Origin of the sequence: Mesorhizobium sp. M0862 (assembly GCF_040319795.1) — a bacterium.
GTDB lineage: Bacteria > Pseudomonadota > Alphaproteobacteria > Rhizobiales > Rhizobiaceae > Mesorhizobium.
The window spans coordinates 49,151-72,532 of record NZ_JAMYOJ010000008.1 but is presented as its reverse complement, the minus strand read 5'-3'; the positions used below and the strand labels follow the sequence as shown (position 1 = coordinate 72,532).

The window sequence follows — 23,382 nt, the reverse complement described above, 5'->3', positions numbered from 1 at the left end:
GGGGTTTTCGAGGACCCCGAAAAGGAGAACGGCATGAACCAAGAGGTCATGAATCTCTTCAATCCGCAGGCGCCGGCGCAGGTGTTCGATTCCATCCGGATATCGCTCGCCAGCCCTGAGAAGATTCTGTCCTGGTCGTTCGGCGAGATCAAGAAGCCGGAGACCATCAACTACCGCACCTTCAAGCCGGAGCGTGACGGTCTGTTCTGCGCGCGCATTTTTGGCCCGATCAAGGACTATGAATGCCTGTGCGGCAAGTACAAGCGCATGAAGTACAAGGGCGTCATCTGCGAAAAGTGCGGCGTCGAAGTCACGCTGTCGCGCGTTCGCCGCGAGCGCATGGGCCACATCGAGCTGGCGGCACCTGTCGCTCACATCTGGTTCCTGAAGTCGCTGCCGTCGCGCATCGGCACGCTGCTCGACATGACCCTGAAGGACATCGAGCGCGTCCTCTACTTCGAGAACTACATCGTCACCGAGCCTGGCCTAACCGCGCTGAAGGAGCACCAGCTGCTCAGCGAGGAAGAGTACATGATCGCCGTCGACGAGTATGGCGAGGATTCGTTCACCGCCATGATCGGCGCCGAGGCCATTCATGACCTTCTGGCCGGCATGGACCTGGAGAAGATCGCCGGCGATCTGCGTTCGGAACTGGCTTCGACCACGTCCGAGCTGAAGCAGAAGAAGTATCTGAAGCGGCTCAAGGTCGTCGAGAACTTCATGGAGTCCGGCAACCGTCCGGAATGGATGATCATGAAGGTGGTTCCGGTGATCCCACCGGACCTGCGCCCGCTGGTTCCTCTGGATGGTGGACGTTTCGCGACGTCCGACCTGAACGATCTCTATCGCCGCGTCATCAACCGCAACAACCGTCTGAAGCGGCTGATCGAGCTGCGCGCCCCCGGCATCATCGTGCGCAATGAAAAGCGCATGCTGCAGGAAGCCGTCGATGCGCTGTTCGACAACGGCCGTCGCGGCCGCGTCATCACCGGCGCCAACAAGCGTCCGCTGAAGTCGCTGTCCGACATGTTGAAGGGCAAGCAGGGCCGGTTCCGCCAGAATCTGCTCGGCAAGCGCGTCGACTATTCGGGCCGTTCGGTCATCGTCACCGGTCCGGAGCTCAAGCTGCACCAGTGCGGCCTGCCGAAGAAGATGGCGCTCGAACTGTTCAAGCCGTTCATCTACGCCCGCCTCGACGCCAAGGGGTTCTCCTCGACCGTCAAGCAGGCCAAGAAGCTGGTCGAGAAGGAGCGTCCGGAAGTCTGGGATATCCTCGACGAGGTCATCCGCGAGCATCCGGTGCTCTTGAACCGTGCACCGACGCTGCACCGCCTCGGCATCCAGGCGTTCGAGCCGATCCTGATCGAAGGCAAGGCGATCCAGCTGCATCCGTTGGTCTGCACGGCCTTCAACGCCGACTTCGACGGCGACCAGATGGCCGTTCACGTGCCGCTGTCGTTGGAAGCGCAGCTTGAAGCCCGCGTGCTGATGATGTCGACCAACAACATCCTGCACCCGGCTTCCGGCGCGCCGATCATCGTGCCTTCGCAGGACATGGTCCTGGGTCTCTACTATCTCTCGATCGTCAATCAGAACGAGCCGGGCGAAGGCATGGTGTTTGCCGACATGGGCGAACTCCAGCATGCGCTCGAGACCAAGGCGGTGACGCTGCACTCCAAGATCAAGGGTCGTTTCCGCACGGTCGACGCCGAAGGCAAGGTCGTGTCGAAAATCTACGACACCACGCCTGGCCGCATGATCATCGGCGAGCTGCTGCCGAAGAACGTCAACGTGCCTTACGAGACCGCCAACCAGGAGATGACCAAGAAGAACATCTCCAAGATGATCGACACCGTCTACCGCCACTGCGGTCAGAAGGAGACGGTCATTTTCTGCGACCGCATCATGGCCCTCGGCTTCAGCCACGCCTGCCGCGCCGGCATTTCGTTCGGCAAGGACGACATGCTGATCCCGGACGCCAAGATCAAGCTGGTTTCCGACACCGAGGCTTTGGCCAAGGAATACGAGCAGCAGTACAATGACGGCCTGATCACTCAGGGCGAGAAGTACAACAAGGTCGTCGACGCCTGGGCCAAGTGCTCGGAGAAGGTCGCCGACGAGATGATGGCCCGCATCAAGGCCGTCGAGTTCGAGGACAGTGGCCGTCAAAAGCCGATGAACTCGATCTACATGATGTCGCATTCGGGTGCGCGTGGTTCGCCCACCCAGATGCGTCAGCTCGCTGGCATGCGCGGCCTGATGGCAAAGCCCTCGGGTGAAATCATCGAGACGCCGATCATCTCGAACTTCAAGGAAGGCCTGACCGTGCTCGAGTACTTCAACTCGACCCACGGCGCCCGCAAGGGTCTGGCCGACACCGCCTTGAAGACGGCGAACTCGGGTTACCTCACCCGTCGTCTGGTCGACGTGGCGCAGGACTGCATCGTCAACTCCGTGGATTGCGGCACCGACAAGGGCCTCACCATGCAGCCGATCGTCGATGCCGGTCAGGTCGTTGCTTCGGTCGGTCAGCGCGTGCTGGGCCGCACCTCGCTCGATGACATCACGCACCCGGTTTCGGGCGAGGTTCTGGTCAAGGCCGGAACGCTGATGGACGAGCGTGACGTGGAAAAGATCGAAAAGGCCGGCGTGCAGTCGGTCCGCATTCGCTCGGCACTGACCTGCGAGGTCAGGATCGGCGTCTGTGCGGTCTGCTACGGACGCGATCTTGCCCGCGGCACCCCGGTCAACCAGGGCGAAGCCGTCGGCGTCATCGCGGCGCAGTCGATCGGCGAGCCGGGCACCCAGCTCACCATGCGTACCTTCCACATGGGCGGTACGGCGCAGGTGGTGGACAGCTCGTTCCTTGAAGCCTCGTATGAGGGCAAGGTCGAGATCCGCAACCGCAACGTGGTGCGCAACTCGGACGGCCAGCAGATGGTCATGGGCCGCAACATGGCGGTGCTGATCCTCGACGAAGCCGGCAAGGAGCGTGCCTCGCATCGCCTTACCTATGGTTCGCGCATCTTCGTGGACGATGGCGACAAGGTGAAGCGCGGCCAGCGTATCGCCGAATGGGATCCCTATACCCGCCCGGTCCTTACCGAAATCGAGGGCAAGGTGTCGTACGAGGATCTGGTCGACGGCATTTCCGTTCAGGAAACGGCCGACGAATCGACCGGCATCACCAAGCGCGAGGTCATCGACTGGCGCTCGACGCCACGCGGCAACGACCTCAAGCCGGCGATCGCCATCCTTGACCCGAAGGGCAAGGTCGGCAAGCTGTCGAAGGGCGGCGACGCCCGCTTCCTGCTCTCGGTCGAGGCCATTCTTTCGGTCGAGCCGGGTTCGCAGGTTCGCCCCGGCGACGTTTTGGCGCGTATCCCGATGGAAAGCGCCAAGACCAAGGACATCACCGGCGGTCTGCCGCGTGTTGCCGAGCTGTTCGAGGCACGTCGTCCGAAGGATCACGCCATCATCGCCGAGATCGATGGCACGATCCGCTTCGGCCGCGACTACAAGAACAAGCGCCGCATCATCATCGAGCCGCATGACTCGACGCTTGAGCCGGTCGAATACCTGATCCCGAAGGGCAAGCCGTTCCATCTCCAGGACGGCGACGTCATCGAGAAGGGCGACTACATCCTCGACGGCAATCCGGCGCCACACGACATCCTGGCGATCAAGGGCGTGGAAGCACTTGCTTCCTACCTCGTGAACGAAATCCAGGAAGTCTACCGTCTGCAGGGCGTGTCGATCAACGACAAGCACATCGAGGTGATCGTTCGCCAGATGCTGCAGAAGGTCGAGATCACGGTGCAGGGCGACTCGACCTACATTCCGGGCGACCACGTCGACGTGATCGAACTGGAAGAGGTCAACGAGCGCCTGGTCGAGGACGGCAAGAAGCCGGCCGAAGGCCAGCCAGTGCTGCTGGGCATAACCAAGGCCTCGCTGCAGACGCCTTCCTTCATCTCGGCCGCCTCCTTCCAGGAGACGACCAGGGTGCTGACCGAAGCTGCGGTTGCCGGCAAGACCGACATGCTGCAGGGCCTGAAGGAAAACGTCATCGTCGGCCGGCTGATCCCGGCCGGTACCGGCGGCACGATGAGCCAGATCCGGCGCATCGCCACCTCGCGCGACGAACTGATCATCGACGAGCGCCGCAAGGCCTCCGGTGTCGAGGTCGCCGAGCCGATGCTGACCGACATGGTCAACGCCGCGCAGTAAGCGCGGTAGGACGAGAAGAAGGAAGGGGGCCCCAGTGGCCCCTTTTCGCGTTTTGACCCCCAATCGAATCGAGGAAAACATGAGCAAGAAGGTTTGGACTGACGTCGACGACTACATCGTTTCCTCTCTCTTCGAAGCAGATCCCATCCTCGAAGCGGTGCTTGCGGCCAACCGCGACCAGGGCCTGCCGGCCATCGACGTATCGCCGGCGCAGGGCAAGCTGCTGTCGCTGCTGGTCCGCATCAGCGGCGCCAGGAAGGTGCTGGAGATCGGCACGCTTGGCGGCTACTCGACCATCTGGATGGCAAGGGGATTGCCCGTCGGCGGCAAGATCGTGACGCTCGAACTCGAGCCGCATCATGCAAAAGTCGCGCACTCGAATCTCGAGCGGGCAGGGGTGCCGGACAAGGTCGAGCTCAGGATCGGCCCCGCGCTTCAGTCGCTTGAGACGCTGGCTGCCGAAAATGCCGGTCCGTTCGATCTGATCTTCATCGACGCGGACAAGCCGAACAACCCGAATTATCTGTCATGGGCCATGCGCCTGTCGCGGCCGGGGACGGTCATCATCTGCGACAACGTCATCCGCGACGGCACCGTGCTCAACGACGATGGCCGTGACGCGTATGTCGAAGGCGCACGCGGTGCGTTTTCCTTCATCGGCGGCGACAAGCGCCTGGACGGCACCGCCATCCAGACCGTCGGCGCCAAAGGCTATGACGGGTTTGCGATTGCGATCGTCGAGTAAGGCTGCATGATGAGTGTCCGGACTGCGGTCCGGCAGAACTCATCGCTCAATCGAAGAACGCTTCCACCACATTGCGCTTGCCGAGCATGAAGGCGTCGGCCACGTGCTGCAGGGGTGCCAAATCGACATCGGAGACGCCGGCGGGTACGATTTCAGCGAAGCGCCGGTAAAGCTGGGGATATTCGGCTTCCGGCTCGTCGTGAACCACCTTGCCGTCGATGGCGAGCTTGGTGCCGCCGCCGGACAGCACCATCTTGCCCTTGTCGGTGTCGGCCAGGATGTCCCAGCTCTGTGGTCCCGTCTGCAGCCAGTCGAGCTCCATGGTCACCGGCAACCCATCCGAGGTACGGAAGGTCACGTGGGCCGCCACAGGCGAGGCGCGGTTTTCCGGGAAGTCGAGGACGGCCGAGGTGATGAACATCGCCGGCAGGATGTGGGTTGCGATCGACAGTGCGTTGATGCCGGGATCGAAGACACCGAAGCCGCCCGGCGCCCAGATCCAATCCTGGTTCGGATGCCAGCGGCGGACATCTTCCTTCCAGAGGATGGCGGCCGAGTTGACCTTGGCCGACGCCAGGAAGGCACGCGCGGCTTCCACCGCCGGCGCGTAGCGCGAATGCCAGCTGGCGAACAGTGAGACGCCATTGGCTGCCGCCAGCCGCTTCAGGTCCTCGACCTCACTGACAGTGGCGCCCGGCGGCTTCTCCAGGAAAACATGCTTCTTCGCAATCAGCGCCGTGCGTGCCGCGTCGTAGCGGAACTGCGGCGGCATGCACAGCGACACCGCCTCGAGTTCCGGCACCGCGTCGAGCATCGCCTCAATGGTCGGAAAATTCGGGATGCCGTCCACCTTGCCGTGCCGGCTGGCGGCGGCGATGAGGCGGTAGTCCGCATCCTTGGCCACTGCCGGCAGATGCTGGTCGCGCACGATCTTGCCGACGCCGACGATGCCGAGCTTGATGGGACCATTGTTCGAGGGCATGGGAACTCCGCGGATTCGAATTTGGCTGGTTAAGTCGCTCGGTTCTTAGCAGAGAACCGGTGCCGGGCAAGCCGGCGCGGTGACAGGCGCAAGCAGCCGGCCACGCTCAGAGCGGAACCTCGAACGTAACGATCGACACTTCGCCTTCGAGCGCACCCTGAAAGGCTGACAGATGCGGCTCCTCGTCGGGTTCGCCGTCCATATCGCCGATCTGGTCGAGCTCGACCTCGGCATAGCCTTCGGCCGCAAGCGATTCGAGCACCCGGCGCACGGCCGAATCGTCGTCGGGCGCAACCAGCATCACATGGACGCCTTCCGGCTTGCCGCCCTTCTTTTTCCAGACCCGGCCGGTGACGATGGTGACCGGGCGTTCCTCATTGTCGTTCACGGGCTGATTCCTCTTGAGACGGGGGCGGGCGAGGGGTTTTGGGCTGTCCATGGCGCCTTTTGCCATGAAGAACCCGCGCATGACAGCCAAAAGCCGGTCACTTTCTTGTCTGCCCCGGTCACTTTCTTCCTCTGCCTTGCAAAACGAAGAAAGAAAATTACATGCGTTTTTCGCATGGCTGCCAAGCCGTCGTCAGCGCGCAATATTTGGCGTGCCGGGGTTGACGGTTCACGGTCTTGCGAGTAGAAGCCGCCCAGTCAGAACCGATGTGAGGCTCTCCCTTCCGAAGCGACACGCTTTGGAGTTTGCCTCAAACAGGGTTCGTTTTACGAGCGAAAAGACATTTCCGGCGCGCATGAAGCGGTTCCCGCTTCCTCTGCATTTTGTTCGGGCAGGACCGCGAGGCGCGGTTTATGGCCCGAATTTGCGTATGGAATTGGCGCTTTGAGCGGCCCTGACCGGGCGAGACACGGAATTGAGAGACAAGAGGGTTTAATGCCTACCGTCAACCAGCTGATCCGCAAGCCGCGCATTGCGCCGGTGAAGCGCAACAAGGTCCCGGCCATGCAGCAGAACCCGCAGAAGCGGGGCGTCTGCACGCGCGTCTATACAACGACGCCGAAGAAGCCGAACTCGGCACTGCGCAAGGTGGCCAAGATCCGCCTGACCAACGGCTTTGAAGTGATCGGCTACATCCCCGGCGAAGGCCACAACCTTCAGGAACACTCCGTGGTCATGATCCGCGGCGGCCGCGTAAAGGATCTTCCGGGCGTGCGCTACCACATCATCCGCGGCGTGCTCGACACGCAGGGCGTGAAGAACCGCAAGCAGCGCCGTTCGAAGTACGGCGCCAAGCGTCCGAAGTAAGATTTTCCGGCCCTGGCGCTGCTTGAATGCGTCGGGCTACGAGATTGAGAGACAAAAGCCATGTCGCGTCGTCACAGTGCAGAAAAGCGTGAGATCAATCCGGACCCGAAGTTCGGCGATCTGATCGTCACCAAGTTCATGAACGCCGTCATGTATGACGGCAAGAAGTCGGTTGCCGAGACCATCGTCTACGGTGCGCTCGACCAGGTTCAGTCGAAGACCAAGCAGGAGCCGGTCACCGTCTTCCATCAGGCGCTCGACAATGTCGCGCCGCATGTGGAAGTCCGGTCGCGCCGCGTCGGCGGCGCTACCTACCAGGTTCCGGTCGATGTGCGCCCCGAGCGCCGCCAGGCCCTGGCGATCCGCTGGCTGATCGCCGCGGCCCGCAACCGCAACGAGACCACCATGGTCGACCGCCTCTCCGGCGAGCTGATGGACGCAGCCAACAACCGCGGCACCGCCGTGAAGAAGCGTGAAGACACCCACAAGATGGCTGAAGCCAACCGCGCTTTCGCACACTACCGCTGGTAAAGCGCGAACGAGACTGAGAAGGCATCCAAGATGGCCCGCGAATACAAAATCGAAGACTACCGCAATTTCGGTATCATGGCGCATATTGACGCCGGCAAGACGACGACCACCGAGCGCGTCCTCTATTACACGGGCAAGTCGCACAAGATCGGCGAAGTCCACGACGGCGCTGCCACCATGGATTGGATGGAGCAGGAGCAGGAGCGCGGCATCACCATCACGTCCGCCGCCACCACGACCTTCTGGAAGGGTCGCAGCGGCAAGATGTACCGCTTCAACATCATCGACACTCCCGGACACGTCGACTTCACCATCGAAGTCGAGCGTTCGCTGCGCGTGCTCGACGGCGCCATTGCGCTGCTCGATGCCAATGCCGGTGTCGAGCCGCAGACCGAGACTGTCTGGCGCCAGGCCGACAAGTACAAAGTTCCGCGCATGATCTTCTGCAACAAGATGGACAAGATCGGCGCCGACTTCTACCGCTCGGTCGAGATGATCGGCTCGCGTCTTGGTGCGCATGCCGTCGTCATGCAGCTGCCGATCGGCGCTGAGACTGAATTCAAGGGCGTTGTCGATCTCGTCGAGATGAACGCGCTGGTCTGGCGCGACGAGACGCTGGGCGCAGCCTGGGACGTCGTCGAGATCCCGACCGATCTCCAGGCCCGTGCCGAAGAATACCGCGAGAAGATGATCGAAGCCGCTGTCGAAATGGACGAGACGGCACTCGAGAATTACCTCGAAGGCAAGATGCCGTCGAATGACGAGATCCGCGCGCTGATCCGCAAGGGCACCATCGCCGTCAAGTTCTACCCGATGTTCTGTGGCTCGGCCTTCAAGAACAAGGGCGTGCAGCCGCTGCTCGACGCCGTCGTCGAATACCTGCCGTCGCCGGCCGATGTTCCCGCCATCAAGGGCGTCGACGCCAAGACCGACGCCGAGATCGAGCGTCATGCCGACGACAACGAGCCGCTGTCGATGCTGGCCTTCAAGATCATGAACGACCCGTTCGTCGGTTCGCTGACCTTTGCCCGCATCTATTCGGGCAAGCTGACCAAGGGCATCTCGGTCGATAACACCGTCAAGGGCAAGAAAGAGCGCATCGGCCGCATGCTGCAGATGCATGCGAATTCGCGCGCCGACGTCGAAGAAGCCTTTGCCGGCGACATCGTTGCTCTGGCTGGCCTCAAGGACACGACCACCGGCGACACGCTCAGCGATCCGGTGCACCCGGTCATCCTCGAGCGCATGGAATTCCCCGATCCGGTCATCCAGATCGCCATCGAGCCGAAGACCAAGAACGACCAGGAAAAGATGGGCCTCGCCCTTCACCGCCTGGCTGCCGAGGATCCGTCCTTCCGTGTCAAGACGGACGAGGAAAGCGGCCAGACCATCATTTCGGGCATGGGCGAACTTCACCTCGACATCATCGTCGACCGCATGCGTCGCGAGTTCAAGGTCGAGGCCAATGTCGGCGCGCCGCAGGTGGCTTACCGCGAGACCATCACCCGCAGGCACGAGCAGGACTACACCCACAAGAAGCAGACCGGCGGTACCGGTCAGTTCGCCCGCGTCAAGATCGTGTTCGAACCGAACCCGGAAAGCTCGGAGTTCGAGTTCGAGACCAAGATCGTCGGCGGTGCGGTTCCCAAGGAATACATCCCGGGTGTCGAAAAGGGCATCAACAGCGTCATGTCGTCGGGTCCGTTCGCGGGCTTCCCGATGATCGGCGTCAAGGCGACGCTTATCGACGGCGCTTACCACGATGTGGACTCCAGCGTTCTGGCCTTCGAAATCGCCGGCCGCGCCTGCTTCCGTGAAGCCGCACCCAAGCTTGGCGTGCAGCTGCTCGAGCCGATCATGAAGGTCGAAGTCGTGACCCCGGAAGACTATGTCGGCAGCGTCATCGGCGACCTGAACGGCCGTCGCGGCCAGATCCAGGGCCAGGAAGCGCGTGGCGTGGCTGTCGTCATCAACGCGATGGTGCCGCTGGCCAACATGTTCAAGTACGTCGACAACCTGCGCTCGATGAGCCAGGGCCGCGCGGCCTACACGATGCAGTTCGATCACTATGAGCCTGTGCCGACCGCGGTCGCCCAGGAAGTCCAGAAGAAATACGCGTAACCTGAACGGGTTGCATCGGTAACTTAATTCAAGGCCCGTACGGGCGAGCAGATTGGAGACATCACATGGCAAAAGGTAAATTCGAGCGTAACAAGCCTCATGTGAACATTGGCACGATTGGCCACGTCGATCATGGCAAGACGTCGCTGACGGCGGCGATCACGAAGTATTTTGGCGAGTACAAGCGCTACGACCAGATCGATGCGGCGCCCGAAGAGAAGGCCCGCGGCATCACGATTTCGACGGCGCACGTCGAATACGAGACGGCAGCGCGCCACTACGCCCATGTCGACTGCCCCGGCCACGCCGACTATGTGAAGAACATGATCACGGGCGCTGCGCAGATGGACGGCGCGATCCTGGTGGTGTCGGCCGCCGACGGCCCGATGCCGCAGACCCGCGAGCACATCCTGCTTGCCCGTCAGGTCGGCGTGCCGTCGATCGTGGTGTTCCTGAACAAGGTCGACCAGGTCGACGATGCCGAGCTGCTCGAACTGGTCGAGCTCGAGGTTCGCGAGCTTCTGTCGAAGAACGAGTTCCCCGGCGACGACATTCCGATCGTCAAGGGTTCGGCGCTGGCTGCTCTGGAAGATTCCAACAAGACCATCGGCGAAGATGCGATCCGCGAGTTGATGGCTGCGGTCGATGCCTATATCCCGACGCCTGTTCGTCCGCTGGACAAGCCGTTCCTGATGCCGATCGAAGACGTGTTCTCGATCTCGGGCCGTGGCACGGTCGTGACCGGCCGCGTCGAGCGCGGCATCGTCAAGGTCGGCGAGGAACTGGAAATCATCGGCATCCGTCCGACGACCAAGACGACCTGCACGGGCGTCGAGATGTTCCGCAAGCTGCTCGATCAGGGCCAGGCCGGCGACAACATCGGCGCGCTGCTGCGCGGCGTTGATCGTGAAGGCGTCGAGCGCGGCCAGGTTCTGGCCAAGCCCGGTACGGTGAAGCCGCACAAGAAGTTCGTGGCCGAAGCCTACATCCTGACCAAGGACGAAGGTGGCCGTCACACGCCGTTCTTCACCAACTACCGTCCGCAGTTCTACTTCCGCACGACCGACGTGACCGGCATCGTGTCGCTGCCGGAAGGCACGGAAATGGTTATGCCCGGCGACAACATCACGGTCGATGTCGAGCTGATCGTGCCGATCGCCATGGAAGAGAAGCTGCGCTTCGCCATCCGTGAAGGCGGCCGTACCGTCGGTGCCGGCATCGTCGTCACCATCAAAGAGTAATTTGGACTTAAACCGATCTGTCGCGGGCGCAGGATTTGCCCGCGCCGCGCCAGAACAAGGAAGTGACGCATGAACGGACAGAATATCCGCATCCGCCTGAAGGCGTTTGATCACCGCGTGCTTGACGCCTCGACGAAAGAAATCGTGTCGACGGCCAAGCGCACCGGAGCAAACGTCCGCGGCCCCATTCCGCTGCCGACGCGGATCGAAAAGTTCACGGTCAACCGGTCGCCTCACGTCGACAAGAAGAGCCGCGAGCAGTTCGAGATGCGCACGCACAAGCGTCTGCTCGACATCGTCGATCCGACCCCGCAGACGGTCGATGCTTTGATGAAGCTCGATCTGGCCGCCGGTGTCGACGTCGAGATCAAGCTCTAAGGGAATGAGAGCGCGGTAAGGGGCGGTGCCCCTGGCCCGGAACTCTAAAGGAATTGAACCGATGCGTTCAGGTGTGATTGCAAAGAAGGTGGGAATGACCCGCATCTATAATGATGCCGGGGAACATGTTCCCGTCACCGTTCTCCAGATGGAGAACTGCCAGGTCGTGGCTCAGCGCACGCAGGAGAAGAACGGCTATACCGCCGTCCAGCTCGGCGTTGGCCTTGCCAAGGTGAAGAACACGTCGAAGGCGATGCGCGGCCATTTCGCGACCGCTTCCGTCGAGCCGAAGGCGAAGGTCGCCGAGTTCCGCGTCTCCGCCGACAACATGATCGATGTCGGCGCCGAGATCACCGTCGAGCACTTCGTCGCCGGCCAGAAGGTCGATGTGACGGGCACGACGATCGGCAAGGGTTTCCAGGGCGTCATCAAGCGCCATCACATGGGTGGTGGCCGCGCGACGCACGGTAACTCGGTTTCGCACCGTACGCACGGTTCGACCGGCCAGCGTCAGGACCCGGGCAAAGTGTTCAAGGGCAAGCATATGGCTGGCCACATGGGCGACACCCGCGTCACCACACAGAATGTCGAGATCGTTTCGACCGACGCCGACCGCGGCCTGATCCTGATCCGCGGTGCGGTTCCCGGATCGAAGGGCGCCTGGATCCTGGTCCGCGATGCGGCCAAGGTGGCACTGCCGGCCAACGCGCCGAAGCCTGCCGCGATCCGCGCCGTTGCCGCCGAGAGTGGCGCCAAGAACGAGGCTCCGGCCGCAGAGGGAGCAGAATAATGGATCTCAAGATCACAACGCTTGGCGGCAAGGACGCCGGCAAGGTGAAACTCTCCGAGGAGATTTTCGGCCTTGATCCGCGCGAGGACATCCTGCAGCGCGTCGTGCGCTGGCAGCTGGCCAAACGGCAGCAGGGCACGCACAAGGCCAAGGGCCGCGCCGAAATCGCGCGCACCGGCGCCAAGATGTACAAGCAGAAGGGTACGGGCCGCGCCCGTCACCATTCGGCACGCGCTCCGCAGTTCCGCGGCGGCGGCAAGGCCCACGGCCCGGTCGTTCGCAGCCACGAGCACGATCTGCCGAAGAAGGTGCGCGCTCTGGGCTTGCGGCATGCTCTCTCGGCCAAGGCCAAGAGCGCGTCGATCATCATCATCGACGAGCTGAAGCTGACCGAGGCCAAGACGAAGGCGCTGATCGCGAATTTCGCGACACTGGGCCTGACCAACGCCTTGGTGATCGGCGGTGCCGAGCTTGACCAGAACTTCAAGCTGGCGGCGACCAACATCCCGAACATCGACGTGCTGCCCATCCAGGGCATCAACGTCTACGACATTCTGCGCCGCGGCACGCTGGTCCTTTCGAAGGCCGCCGTCGAGGCTCTCGAGGAGCGCTTTAAATGACCGACCTCCGTCATTACGACGTGATCGTCTCGCCGGCGATCACGGAAAAGTCGACCATGGCTTCCGAGAACAACCAGGTTGTTTTCAACGTCGCCAAGAAGGCGTCGAAGCCGGAAATCAAGGCCGCTGTCGAAGCGCTGTTTGGCGTCAAGGTTACGGCCGTGAACACGCTTGTCCGCAAGGGCAAGATCAAGCGCTTCCGCGGCACGATCGGCCGCCAGAGCGACGTCAAGAAGGCGATTGTGACACTGGCCGACGGCCAGTCGATCGACGTCGCGACGGGTCTCTGAGCTAGGCCGCGAGGACAACAAACATGGCACTTAAAAAATTCAACCCGGTAACGCCGAGCACCCGCCAGTTGGTCATCGTCGACCGCTCGGGCCTCTACAAGGGCAAGCCCGTCAAGGGACTGACCGAAGGCCTGACCAAGTCGGGCGGCCGCAACAATCACGGCCGCATCACGGCCCGCTTCATCGGCGGCGGTCATAAGCGTTCGTACCGCATCATCGACTTCAAGCGCCGCAAGTTCGACGTCGTCGGCACGGTCGAGCGCATTGAATACGATCCGAACCGCACCGCCTTCATCGCGCTGATCAAGTATGACGATGGCGAGCTGTCCTACATCATCGCTCCGCAGCGCCTTGCCGCCGGCGACAAGATCGTGGCCGGTGAATCGGTCGACGTGAAGCCAGGCAATGCGATGCCGCTGGCCTCGATGCCGGTCGGCACGATCGTCCATAACATCGAGCTGAAGCCGGGCAAGGGCGCCCAGGTTGCCCGCTCGGCAGGTGGCTACGGACAGCTGGTCGGTCGCGACCAGGGCATGGCGATCCTGCGCCTCAACTCGGGCGAGCAGCGGGTCGTTCACGGCTCCTGCATGGCCACCGTCGGCGCCGTGTCGAACCCCGACCACGGCAACATCAACGACGGCAAGGCCGGCCGCACGGTCTGGCGCGGCAAGCGCCCGCACAATCGCGGCGTGACCATGAACCCGGTCGACCATCCGCATGGCGGTGGTGAAGGCCGCACCTCCGGTGGCCGTCATCCGGTCAGCCCGTGGGGAAAGCCGACCAAGGGCAAGAAGACGCGGTCCAACAAGGCGACCGACAAGTTCATCCTGCGCTCGCGCCATCAGCGCAAGAGCTAAGAAGAGGTAACGCCAAGTGACTCGTTCTATTTGGAAAGGCCCCTTCATCGACGGCTACCTTCTCAAGAAGGTGGACAAGGTTCGTGAAGGTGGTCGCAATGAGGTGATCAAGATGTGGAGCCGTCGCTCCACCATCCTGCCGCAGTTCGTCGGCTTCACCTTCGGTGTCTACAACGGCCAGAAGCATGTTCCCGTCTCGGTGAACGAGGACATGGTCGGTCACAAGTTCGGTGAATTCGCTCCGACCCGGACCTATTACGGTCACGGCGCGGATAAGAAGGCGAAGAGGAAATAATCATGGGCAAGGCCAAAGCTCCGCGCAGGCTTGCTGACAACGAAGCGCGCGCCGTTCTGCGCACGATCCGTATCAGCCCGCAGAAGCTGAACCTGGTTGCCGCGCTGATCCGCGGCAAGAAGGTCGCGACAGCGCTTTCCGATCTCGAATTCTCGGCCAAGCGGATTTCCGGCACGGTCAAGAAGACGCTGGAATCGGCGATCGCCAACGCGGAAAACAACCACGACCTCGACGTCGATGCACTGATCGTGGCGGAAGCCTATGTCGGCAAGTCGATCGTCATGAAGCGGTTCCATGCTCGTGGCCGCGGTCGCGCCAGCCGTATAGAAAAGCCGTTCTCGCACCTCACGATCGTCGTTCGTGAAGTCGAAGAAAAAGGGGAGGCCGCATAATGGGTCAGAAAGTCAATCCGATCGGTCTGCGCCTCGGCATCAACCGCACCTGGGATTCGCGCTGGTTCGCGAACACCGGCGAGTACGGCAAGCTGCTGCATGAGGACATCAAGATCCGCAAATATCTTGAAAAGGAACTCAAGCAGGCTGCGATTTCCAAGGTCGTGATCGAGCGCCCGCACAAGAAGTGCCGCGTCACCATCCATGCGGCGCGCCCGGGCCTGATCATCGGCAAGAAGGGCGCCGACATCGAAAAGCTTCGCAAGAAGCTGATGGAGATGACGAAGTCCGAGACGCACTTGAACATCGTTGAAGTGCGCAAGCCGGAAATCGACGCAACCCTGGTCGCCCAGTCGATCGCCCAGCAGCTCGAGCGTCGTATCGCGTTCCGCCGCGCCATGAAGCGCGCCGTTCAGTCGGCGATGCGCCTGGGCGCCGAAGGCATCCGCATCAACTGCGCCGGCCGTCTCGGCGGCGCAGAGATTGCACGCATGGAATGGTACCGCGAAGGCCGCGTGCCGCTGCATACGCTGCGCGCCGATGTCGACTATGGCACGGCCGAAGCGCATACGGCTTACGGCATCTGCGGCGTCAAGGTCTGGGTGTTCAAGGGCGAAATCCTCGAGCACGATCCGATGGCTTCGGAGCGTCGCGCGACCGAGGGTGATGCTGCGCATGGCGGTGGTGGTGATCGCGAACGCGGTCGTCGTCGCGAAAACGCCTGATTATTTAGGAATTTGGAGTTAGAACGATGCTGCAGCCAAAGCGCACAAAGTTCCGCAAGCAGTTCAAGGGCCGTATCCATGGTACCGCAAAGGGCGGCACCAACCTGGATTTCGGTGGTTTCGGGCTGAAGGCGCTTGAGCCGAACCGCGTCACCGCGCGTGAGATCGAGGCGGCCCGCCGCGCGATCACTCGTGAGATGAAGCGTGCCGGCCGCGTGTGGATCCGTATTTTCCCTGATGTGCCGGTGACGTCGAAGCCGACTGAAGTGCGCATGGGCAAGGGCAAGGGCGCTGTCGATTACTGGGCGGCGCGCGTAAAGCCGGGCCGCATCATGTTCGAGATCGACGGCGTCAACGAAGAAACCGCCCGTGAGGCGCTGCGTCTCGGCGCGGCCAAGCTCTCGGTCAGGACGCGCTTCGTACAGCGCATCGCAGAATAAGGACGGGCTGATCATGAAAGCCGAAGACATCCGGACCAAGACCCAGGACCAGCTGACCGACGATCTGGCCAGCCTGAAGAAGGAGCAGTTCAACCTGCGCTTCCAGAAGGCCACCGGCCAGCTCGAGAAGACCGCGCGCGTGCGGCAGGTTCGCAAGGACATTGCGCGTATCAAGACCATCGCTGCGGAAAAGTCCGCGGCCAAGAAGGCTTAAGGACGAAAATCATGCCAAAGCGCATTCTGCAGGGCACTGTCGTCAGCGACAAGAACGAGAAGACGGTAGTCGTCAAGGTCGAACGGCGCTTCACGCATCCCGTGATGAAGAAGACCGTGCGCATGACCAAGAAGTACAAGGCGCACGACGAGAACAACGCCCACAAGGTCGGCGATCAGGTGTTCATCCAGGAATCGAAGCCGATTTCCAAGGACAAGCGCTGGATCGTCGTGTCTTCGGACCAGGCGTAACAAACCGAATTTTGGACAGACCGGGGAGGGGCTTTGAGCCCGTCCCGTTAGAAGAGAAGAAGGCGGCCAGTCATGATTCAGATGCAAACAAACCTCGACGTCGCGGATAATTCCGGCGCCCGTCGTGTCATGTGCATCAAGGTGCTGGGCGGCTCGAAGCGGAAATACGCTTCCGTAGGCGACATCATCGTGGTGTCGATCAAGGAAGCCATTCCGCGCGGCCGCGTTAAGAAGGGCGATGTGATGAAGGCGGTCGTGGTTCGCACGGCCAAGGACATCCGCCGCCCGGACGGCAGCGTGATCCGTTTCGACAAGAACGCGGCCGTTCTCGTCGACAACAAGAAAGAGCCGATCGGCACGCGTATCTTCGGACCGGTTCCGCGCGAACTCCGCGCCAAGAACCACATGAAGATCATCTCGCTCGCGCCTGAAGTGCTGTAAGGAGCCGGACCAATGCAAAAGATTAGAAAAGGCGACAAGGTCGTCGTGCTGGCCGGCAAGGACAAGGGCCGTTCGGGCGAAGTCCTCTCGGTTCAGCCGAAGGAAGACACCGCGCTGGTGCGCGGCGTCAACATGATCCGTCGTCACCAGAAGCAGTCCCAGTCCCAAGAGGGCGGGATCATCACCAAGGAAGCGCCGATCCAGCTGTCGAACATCGCGCTCGCCGACCCCAAGGATGGCAGGCCGACCCGCGTCGGCTTCATCTTCCAGAAGGACGGCAAGAAGGTGCGCGTCGCCAAGCGCTCGGGAGAAGTCATCAATGGCTAAGGCTCAAACCACGAAGCCCAAGGCTGAAAGCAAACAGTCCAAGGCCCAGAACACGCCGCGCCTCAAGCAGGTCTACAACGAGACCATCCGCAAGGCGCTGCAGGAGCAGTTCGGCTACGAGAACGAGATGCAGGTTCCGCGCATCGACAAGATCGTGCTGAACATGGGCGTCGGCGAAGCGACCGCGGATTCGAAGAAGCCTTCGATCGCGGCCGAAGACCTGGCGATGATCGCCGGCCAGAAGGCCGTCGTCACCCGCGCCCGTAATTCGATCGCCGGCTTCAAGGTCCGCGAGAAGATGCCGATCGGCGCCAAGGTCACGCTGCGCAAGGAACGCATGTACGAGTTCCTCGACCGTCTCGTGAACATCGCACTGCCGCGCGTCCGCGACTTTCGCGGACTGAATCCGAAGAGCTTCGATGGCCGTGGCAACTACGCCATGGGCATCAAGGAACACATCGTGTTCCCGGAGATCAACTACGACAAGGTTGATCAGATCTGGGGCATGGACGTCATCGTTTGTACGACTGCGAAGACGGACGACGAAGCCAGGGCATTGCTCAAGGCCTTCAACTTCCCCTTCCGCCAGTAACGGCAGCGAGAAAAGGAAAAATCTGAAATGGCAAAGACCAGCTCAGTCGAGAAGAACAACAGGCGCCGCAAGCTTGCCGACCAGTACGGTCCCAAGCGCGCAGCGCTCAAGGCGATCATCATGGACCAGTCCAAGCCGATGGAAGAGCGTTTCCGCGCTCAGCTGAAGCTTGCTGCCCTGCCGCGCAACTCGGCCAAGATCCGCATCCGCAACCGCTGCGAAGTTACCGGCCGTCCGCGCGCCTATTATCGCAAGCTCAAAGTATCGCGCATCGCGCTTCGTGATCTCGGCAATAACGGCCAGATCCCGGGCCTGGTCAAGTCGAGCTGGTAAGGAGGACATAACATGTCATTGAGCGATCCTCTCGGCGATATGCTGACCCGCATCCGCAACGCGTATGGCCGTAAGAAGTCGAGCGTTTCGACGCCGGCGTCGCGCCTGCGTACCCGCGTCCTCGACGTGCTGAAGGCTGAAGGCTATATCCGCGACTACAGCCAGACCGACTTCGACAACGGCAAGTCCGAAATCGAAATCGAGCTGAAGTATTTCGACGGTGCTCCGGTCGTGCGCGAAATCGCCCGCGTCTCGAAGCCTGGCCGCCGCGTTTACGTTTCGGCCAAGTCGATCCCGCACGTCGCCAACGGCCTCGGCATCGCCATCCTTTCGACGCCGAAGGGCGTGATGGCCGATCACGAAGCACGCGAACAGAATGTCGGCGGCGAAATCCTCTGCCAGATTTTCTAATTCGGCAGACCTGAAACAAGAGAAGTGACGAGGACAACCAAATGTCTCGTATTGGAAAGAAACCCGTTTCGCTGCCGCAGGGCGTGACCGCGACCGTCAACGGCCAGACCGTGACGGCGAAGGGCCCCAAGGGCGAGCTGAAGTTCGTGGTGAACGACGAAGTGCTGGTCAAGATGGAAGGCAGCGAAATCGCTGTCCAGCCGCGTGACCAGACCAAGACCGCCCGCTCCAAGTGGGGCATGTCGCGCACGCAGATCGTCAACATCCTGCAGGGCGTCAAGGACGGTTTCGAGAAGAAGCTCGAGATCACCGGCGTCGGCTATCGCGCGGCACTCCAGGGCAAGAACCTGCAGCTGGCGCTTGGCTTCAGCCACGACGTCGTTTACGAGACGCCGGCCGGCATCACGATCACCGTGCCGAAGCCGACGGAAATCACCGTGACCGGCATCGACAAGCAGCAGGTCGGCCAGGTTGCAGCCGAGATCCGCGAGTATCGCGGTCCCGAGCCCTACAAGGGCAAGGGTGTCCGCTATGCCGGCGAGAAGATCGTCCGCAAGGAAGGCAAGAAGAAGTAGTAGGCCTGGCCCCGAAAAGTTGCAGACTTTTCGGAAAAGGCCAAGCCAAAGAAGTGCAACGCCGCGGGGAGCGGTCGCGGGAGGCGCTTTCGCCTACCGCACATGGCGGCCCCCGTTTTTTGAAGGCAAGGAAGACTATCATGGCTACCAAGGAATCCATCCAGCGCCGCGCGCAGCGCGTCCGCCGCCAGATCAAGAAGGTCGCCGGCGAACGTCCGCGTCTCTCGGTTCACCGCACGTCGAAGAACATCTACGTGCAGGTCATCGACGATGCCAAGGGCCATACCATCGCGGCTGCATCGACACTCGAGAAGGACCTCAAGGGTTCGCTCAAGACCGGCGCCGACACCGAGGCAGCAGCCGCTGTTGGCAAGCTGATCGCCGAGCGTGCTTCGAAGGCCGGCGTCAAGGAAGTCGTCTTTGACCGCGGCGCCTATATCTATCACGGCCGCGTCAAGGCGCTGGCCGAGGCTGCCCGTGAAGGCGGTCTGAGCTTCTAATTGCCTGATCCCGAACCGAAGGTCAGCGCAGCAAAAAGTTGCAGACTTTTCGGACAAGATCATGCAAGGAAAAATAATTCGCCCCCGGTGACCCAAAGAGGCGCACCGGATCTTATCAGCAACCGTGCTTCCGGAAAAAAACAAGGAACAGGATATGGCACAGGAACGTAGGGATGGCGGCCGCGGCCGCGATCGTGAAGAACGCGATGACGGCATGGTGGACAAGCTCGTCCACATCAACCGTGTCGCCAAGGTCGTCAAGGGCGGCCGTCGCTTCGGTTTTGCAGCACTCGTCGTCGTCGGCGACCAGAAGGGCCGCGTCGGCTTCGGTCACGGCAAGGCGCGCGAAGTGCCGGAAGCGATCCGCAAGGCAACTGAGTCGGCCAAGCGCGACATGATTTTCGTGCCGCTGCGCTCGGGCCGCACGCTGCACCACGACGTCGAAGGACGCTGGGGCGCCGGACGCGTGCTGCTGCGCGCTGCCAAGCAGGGTACCGGCATCATCGCCGGCGGCCCGATGCGCGCTGTCTTCGAGACGCTCGGCATGCATGACGTGGTCGCCAAGTCGATGGGTTCGTCGAACCCCTACAACATGGTTCGTGCCACATTCGACGCGCTGAAGAGCCAGATGCATCCCAAGGATGTGGCTGCTGCACGCGGCATCAAGTATTCGACCCTTCAGGCCCGCCGCGGCACCGCCGTTGCGGCTGAAGAATAGTCGATCTGACCAGGGATTTTGACCATGGCCAAGAAAGCAACCAAGACCATCACCGTTGAGCAGATCGGTTCGCCGATCCGCCGCCCGAAGGAACAGCGCGCGACGCTGGTCGGCCTCGGCCTCAACAAGATGCACAAGCAGCGCACTCTGGAGGACACTCCCTCGGTGCGCGGCATGATCGCTGCCGTCCAGCATCTCGTCCGCGTCGTGGACGAGGGCTGAGCAAAAGCGCAGGAGAACCCAGATGAAACTCAACGATCTGCGTGACAAGGACGGCGCGACGCACTCCAAGAAGCGTCTCGGCCGTGGCATCGGCTCCGGCTCGGGCAAGACCGGCGGTCGCGGCGTCAAGGGCCAGAAGGCGCGCTCCGGCGTTGCCATCAACGGCTTCGAGGGCGGCCAGATGCCGCTCTATCGGCGCCTGCCGAAGCGTGGCTTCAATAACATCTTCGCCAAGAGCTTTGTCGTCGTGTCGCTGGCTCGTATCCAGACGGCGCTCGATGCCAAGAAGCTTGACGCCAAGGCGACCGTGACGGCCGAGGCGCTCGTTGCCGCCGGCGTCATCCGCCGCGTCAAGGACGGCGTGCGCATCCTCTCGGACGGCGAGCTCAAGGCAAAGCTTGCCTTCGACGTCGCGGGCGCCTCCAAGGCCGCGATCGAGAAGATCGAAAAGGCCGGCGGTTCGGTCAAGCTGCCGGAAGCGGCAGCGGAGTAACGGCAATTTGAAGCGCGGCCGGCAGGAACGGTATCCGTTTTTGTTCACGATTGCGCTTTGATCCAATCAATTAGGCGGCCGCGTCAACGCGGCCGCTTGCATGTTTAGAGCCCGGAGCTTATCTCGTGAGCTTCGGTGCCACGCGCCGCCTGAGCTGCGGGCATCGAGCGTGACATACAAATCAAAGAAGTAGCGCATGACGTTGTCCGAAAACCGCTTCACACTTTTCGGCATCATGCTCTAGCGGAGAATCAGGCATGGCTTCGGCTGCTGAACAACTAGCCTCGAATCTGAATTTTGCGGCTTTCGCCAAGGCGGAGGACCTGAAGAAGCGAATCTGGTTCACCGTCGGCGCGCTGCTCGTCTATCGCCTCGGCACCTATATCCCGCTGCCCGGCATCAATCCGGATGCATTCGCGCAGGCCTTCTCTTCGCAGGCCAAGGGCGTGCTCGGCATGTTCAACATGTTCGCCGGCGGCGCCGTGCAGCGCATGGCGATCTTCGCGCTCGGCATCATGCCTTACATCTCAGCCTCCATCATCATGCAGCTGATGACCTCGGTCATTCCGTCGCTGGAAGCGCTGAAAAAGGAAGGCGAGCAGGGCCGCAAGGTCATCAACCAGTACACGCGCTACGGCACGGTACTCCTGGCGCTGGTGCAGGCCTACGGCATTTCGGTGGGCCTGGAAGGCGGCAACGGCATCGTCAATGATCCCGGCATGTTCTTCCGCATCTCGACCGTCGTCACGCTGGTTGGCGGAACCATGTTCCTGATGTGGCTGGGCGAGCAGATCACCGCCCGCGGCATCGGCAACGGCATTTCGCTGATCATCTTTTCCGGCATCGTCGCCGGCCTGCCGCGCGCCATCTCCGGCACGCTGGAGCTCGGCCGCACCGGCGCCCTATCGACCGGGCTGATACTCGCGATCATCGTGCTGGCTATCATCGTCATCGCGCTGATCGTGTTCTTCGAGCGCGCGCAGCGCCGCCTGCTGATCCAGTATCCGAAGCGCCAGGTCGGCAACCGCATGTTCCAGGGCGATACCTCGCATCTGCCGCTGAAGCTCAACACGTCGGGCGTCATTCCGCCGATCTTCGCGTCGTCGCTGCTTTTGCTGCCGGCAACGGTCGCCGGCTTCTCGCAGACGACAAACCTGCCGGCCTGGGCAAGCACCGTGCTCGCCTCGCTCGGCCACGGCCAGCCGCTCTACATGCTGTTCTATGCGGCAATGATCGTGTTCTTCGCCTTCTTCTACACGGCCATCGTGTTCAATCCGAAGGACACCGCCGACCAGCTCAAGAAGCATTCCGGCTTCATTCCGGGCTACCGTCCGGGTGAGCGCACCGCCGATTACATCGACTATGTCCTGACGCGCATCACCGTCGTCGGCGCCATCTATCTGGTGCTGGTGTGCCTGCTGCCCGAGTTCCTGATTTCGGCGACTGGCGTACCATTCTACCTCGGTGGCACATCGCTTCTGATCGTGGTCAGTGTAACCCTCGATACGGTGGCGCAGATCCAGGGTCACCTGATCGCGCACCAGTATGAGGGCCTGATCAAGAAGTCGAAGCTGCGCGGGGGGAAGAAGGCCAGATGAGATTGATATTGCTTGGGCCGCCAGGAGCGGGCAAGGGGACGCAAGCACAAAGACTGGTAGAAAAATACGGCATACCGCAGCTGTCGACGGGTGACATGCTGCGGGCGGCCGTGCAGGCCGGCACCGAAGTCGGCAAGCGCGCCAAGGCGGTGATGGATGCCGGCGAGCTGGTTTCCGACGCCATCGTCAACGCCATCGTGGCCGAGCGCATCGATCAGCCCGATTGCACCAACGGTTTCATTCTCGACGGCTATCCGCGCACGCTGGTGCAGGCTGATGCGGTTGAATCGATGCTCGCCGAGCGCGGCATTGGCCTCGATGCCGTGATCGAGTTCGTCGTCGACGACAAAGCGCTGGTCGGCCGCATCGTCAAGCGCGCCGACGACGCCAAGGCCGCCGGACAGCCGGTGCGCAAGGACGACAATCCGGTGGTGTTCGAAGAGCGCCTGCGGGAATATTACAAGAAGACCGCGCCTCTGATCGGCTATTATTATGCCAAACGCTCGCTTAGGAGTGTCGACGGCATGGCCCCTGTCGACACCGTGACGGCGGAGATTGAAGCGCTGCTCGCGGCGGTGACGCGGGAGACCGTTACGGTAAAGTAAAGATTGCGCTTGACTGGAACGGTTCGCTGGGTTATGGCGGCCCGTCTTCCTATCAGGCATGAGGCTTGCTTGTCCGCAAGGGCAAGGCAGCCGCATTGAAACTAGGGAACTCCCGCAAGGGCCGGCCTCCACCGGACGCGGGTAATTTGAACAGCGCCGCGCATGCCCCTTTTTTTGAAGGCCGGCCGGTCCCACATGGAGAAGAGAAGA

The 23,382-nt window shown here is 61.9% G+C and carries 31 protein-coding genes; 29 read left to right on the top strand and 2 right to left on the bottom strand.

The window, feature by feature from the left end:
• Positions 1–33 precede the first annotated feature (33 nt).
• Positions 34–4,230: a DNA-directed RNA polymerase subunit beta' gene (gene rpoC / locus NKI15_RS14365; RefSeq protein ID WP_023667434.1), complete on the top strand. Its 4,197-nt coding sequence runs from the start codon at positions 34–36 to the stop codon at positions 4,228–4,230.
• A gap of 79 nt (positions 4,231–4,309) precedes the next feature.
• Complete coding sequence (locus NKI15_RS14360; RefSeq protein WP_023667433.1) at positions 4,310–4,975, top strand: O-methyltransferase; 666 nt, start codon at positions 4,310–4,312, stop codon at positions 4,973–4,975.
• A gap of 46 nt (positions 4,976–5,021) precedes the next feature.
• Here the strand turns inward: NKI15_RS14360 and NKI15_RS14355 are convergent, their stop codons facing one another.
• Positions 5,022–5,957 carry a Gfo/Idh/MocA family protein gene (locus tag NKI15_RS14355; RefSeq protein WP_023686023.1) on the bottom strand — a complete coding sequence of 312 codons (936 nt, stop codon included), beginning with the start codon at positions 5,955–5,957 and terminating at the stop codon, positions 5,022–5,024.
• 106 nt (positions 5,958–6,063) lie between these two features.
• Positions 6,064–6,345 (bottom strand): hypothetical protein, encoded by a 282-nt coding sequence (locus NKI15_RS14350; RefSeq protein WP_023686022.1) that lies wholly within the window; start codon positions 6,343–6,345, stop codon positions 6,064–6,066.
• Between the two features lie 495 nt (positions 6,346–6,840).
• On the opposite strand from NKI15_RS14350, the gene rpsL reads away from it, so the two are divergent.
• The 27 genes from rpsL (at position 6,841) to NKI15_RS14215 (ending at position 23,172) form a co-directional block, all read left to right on the top strand.
• Positions 6,841–7,212: a 30S ribosomal protein S12 gene (rpsL, locus tag NKI15_RS14345; protein WP_006333356.1), complete on the top strand. Its 372-nt coding sequence runs from the start codon at positions 6,841–6,843 to the stop codon at positions 7,210–7,212.
• 60 nt (positions 7,213–7,272) lie between these two features.
• The gene (gene rpsG, locus NKI15_RS14340; RefSeq protein ID WP_008875664.1) at positions 7,273–7,743 is read left to right on the top strand and encodes a 30S ribosomal protein S7; all 471 of its coding nucleotides are present in this window, start codon (positions 7,273–7,275) and stop codon (positions 7,741–7,743) included.
• Between the two features lie 30 nt (positions 7,744–7,773).
• Positions 7,774–9,864 carry an elongation factor G gene (gene fusA, locus NKI15_RS14335; protein WP_352515203.1) on the top strand — a complete coding sequence of 697 codons (2,091 nt, stop codon included), beginning with the start codon at positions 7,774–7,776 and terminating at the stop codon, positions 9,862–9,864.
• A gap of 65 nt (positions 9,865–9,929) precedes the next feature.
• Positions 9,930–11,105 carry an elongation factor Tu gene (tuf, locus tag NKI15_RS14330; protein WP_023723394.1) on the top strand — a complete coding sequence of 392 codons (1,176 nt, stop codon included), beginning with the start codon at positions 9,930–9,932 and terminating at the stop codon, positions 11,103–11,105.
• Between the two features lie 69 nt (positions 11,106–11,174).
• A complete protein-coding gene (gene rpsJ / locus NKI15_RS14325) occupies positions 11,175–11,483 on the top strand; it encodes a 30S ribosomal protein S10 (RefSeq protein ID WP_010909272.1) in 309 nt (102 codons plus the stop codon).
• 61 nt (positions 11,484–11,544) lie between these two features.
• On the top strand, positions 11,545–12,273 hold the full coding sequence (gene rplC / locus NKI15_RS14320; protein WP_023682606.1) for a 50S ribosomal protein L3: 729 nt from the start codon (positions 11,545–11,547) through the stop codon (positions 12,271–12,273).
• Positions 12,273–12,893, top strand: a complete 621-nt coding sequence (gene rplD / locus NKI15_RS14315) for a 50S ribosomal protein L4 (protein WP_023672750.1) — start codon at positions 12,273–12,275, stop codon at positions 12,891–12,893. Before rplC ends, rplD begins: the two co-directional genes overlap by 1 nt.
• Entirely contained in the window at positions 12,890–13,183 is a 294-nt protein-coding gene (locus tag NKI15_RS14310; RefSeq protein WP_023672751.1) for a 50S ribosomal protein L23, read from the top strand. Before rplD ends, NKI15_RS14310 begins: the two co-directional genes overlap by 4 nt.
• A gap of 23 nt (positions 13,184–13,206) precedes the next feature.
• Complete coding sequence (rplB, locus tag NKI15_RS14305) at positions 13,207–14,040, top strand: 50S ribosomal protein L2 (protein ID WP_023706515.1); 834 nt, start codon at positions 13,207–13,209, stop codon at positions 14,038–14,040.
• A gap of 16 nt (positions 14,041–14,056) precedes the next feature.
• Entirely contained in the window at positions 14,057–14,335 is a 279-nt protein-coding gene (rpsS, locus tag NKI15_RS14300; RefSeq protein WP_006205463.1) for a 30S ribosomal protein S19, read from the top strand.
• 2 nt (positions 14,336–14,337) lie between these two features.
• Complete coding sequence (gene rplV / locus NKI15_RS14295; protein WP_006205462.1) at positions 14,338–14,727, top strand: 50S ribosomal protein L22; 390 nt, start codon at positions 14,338–14,340, stop codon at positions 14,725–14,727.
• On the top strand, positions 14,727–15,452 hold the full coding sequence (gene rpsC, locus NKI15_RS14290) for a 30S ribosomal protein S3 (protein WP_023672753.1): 726 nt from the start codon (positions 14,727–14,729) through the stop codon (positions 15,450–15,452). Before rplV ends, rpsC begins: the two co-directional genes overlap by 1 nt.
• A gap of 26 nt (positions 15,453–15,478) precedes the next feature.
• Positions 15,479–15,892, top strand: coding sequence for a 50S ribosomal protein L16 (gene rplP / locus NKI15_RS14285; protein ID WP_006205460.1), 414 nt, complete (start codon positions 15,479–15,481; stop codon positions 15,890–15,892).
• Positions 15,893–15,905: 13 nt separating this feature from the next.
• On the top strand, positions 15,906–16,106 hold the full coding sequence (gene rpmC, locus NKI15_RS14280) for a 50S ribosomal protein L29 (protein ID WP_006205459.1): 201 nt from the start codon (positions 15,906–15,908) through the stop codon (positions 16,104–16,106).
• 11 nt (positions 16,107–16,117) lie between these two features.
• Positions 16,118–16,357 (top strand): 30S ribosomal protein S17, encoded by a 240-nt coding sequence (gene rpsQ / locus NKI15_RS14275; protein ID WP_010909280.1) that lies wholly within the window; start codon positions 16,118–16,120, stop codon positions 16,355–16,357.
• Positions 16,358–16,429: 72 nt separating this feature from the next.
• Positions 16,430–16,798 carry a 50S ribosomal protein L14 gene (rplN, locus tag NKI15_RS14270; RefSeq protein WP_006205457.1) on the top strand — a complete coding sequence of 123 codons (369 nt, stop codon included), beginning with the start codon at positions 16,430–16,432 and terminating at the stop codon, positions 16,796–16,798.
• Between the two features lie 12 nt (positions 16,799–16,810).
• The gene (gene rplX / locus NKI15_RS14265; RefSeq protein ID WP_023691245.1) at positions 16,811–17,125 is read left to right on the top strand and encodes a 50S ribosomal protein L24; all 315 of its coding nucleotides are present in this window, start codon (positions 16,811–16,813) and stop codon (positions 17,123–17,125) included.
• Positions 17,118–17,717, top strand: a complete 600-nt coding sequence (gene rplE, locus NKI15_RS14260; RefSeq protein ID WP_023672755.1) for a 50S ribosomal protein L5 — start codon at positions 17,118–17,120, stop codon at positions 17,715–17,717. The genes rplX and rplE overlap by 8 nt, the downstream gene beginning before the upstream one ends.
• A 27-nt stretch (positions 17,718–17,744) precedes the next feature.
• Entirely contained in the window at positions 17,745–18,050 is a 306-nt protein-coding gene (rpsN, locus tag NKI15_RS14255) for a 30S ribosomal protein S14 (RefSeq protein ID WP_010909282.1), read from the top strand.
• A gap of 12 nt (positions 18,051–18,062) precedes the next feature.
• Entirely contained in the window at positions 18,063–18,461 is a 399-nt protein-coding gene (gene rpsH / locus NKI15_RS14250; RefSeq protein ID WP_006205453.1) for a 30S ribosomal protein S8, read from the top strand.
• 41 nt (positions 18,462–18,502) lie between these two features.
• Positions 18,503–19,036, top strand: coding sequence for a 50S ribosomal protein L6 (gene rplF / locus NKI15_RS14245; protein ID WP_023682603.1), 534 nt, complete (start codon positions 18,503–18,505; stop codon positions 19,034–19,036).
• Positions 19,037–19,176: 140 nt separating this feature from the next.
• A complete protein-coding gene (rplR, locus tag NKI15_RS14240; RefSeq protein ID WP_023682602.1) occupies positions 19,177–19,536 on the top strand; it encodes a 50S ribosomal protein L18 in 360 nt (119 codons plus the stop codon).
• 154 nt (positions 19,537–19,690) lie between these two features.
• Positions 19,691–20,254: a 30S ribosomal protein S5 gene (gene rpsE, locus NKI15_RS14235; protein ID WP_006333394.1), complete on the top strand. Its 564-nt coding sequence runs from the start codon at positions 19,691–19,693 to the stop codon at positions 20,252–20,254.
• A 24-nt stretch (positions 20,255–20,278) separates the two neighbouring features.
• Positions 20,279–20,476, top strand: coding sequence for a 50S ribosomal protein L30 (rpmD, locus tag NKI15_RS14230; protein ID WP_006205449.1), 198 nt, complete (start codon positions 20,279–20,281; stop codon positions 20,474–20,476).
• 22 nt (positions 20,477–20,498) lie between these two features.
• On the top strand, positions 20,499–20,969 hold the full coding sequence (gene rplO, locus NKI15_RS14225; RefSeq protein WP_023672760.1) for a 50S ribosomal protein L15: 471 nt from the start codon (positions 20,499–20,501) through the stop codon (positions 20,967–20,969).
• A gap of 257 nt (positions 20,970–21,226) precedes the next feature.
• Complete coding sequence (secY, locus tag NKI15_RS14220) at positions 21,227–22,567, top strand: preprotein translocase subunit SecY (protein ID WP_023672761.1); 1,341 nt, start codon at positions 21,227–21,229, stop codon at positions 22,565–22,567.
• Positions 22,564–23,172, top strand: a complete 609-nt coding sequence (locus NKI15_RS14215) for an adenylate kinase (protein ID WP_023701778.1) — start codon at positions 22,564–22,566, stop codon at positions 23,170–23,172. The genes secY and NKI15_RS14215 overlap by 4 nt, the downstream gene beginning before the upstream one ends.
• Positions 23,173–23,382: the final 210 nt, after the last annotated feature.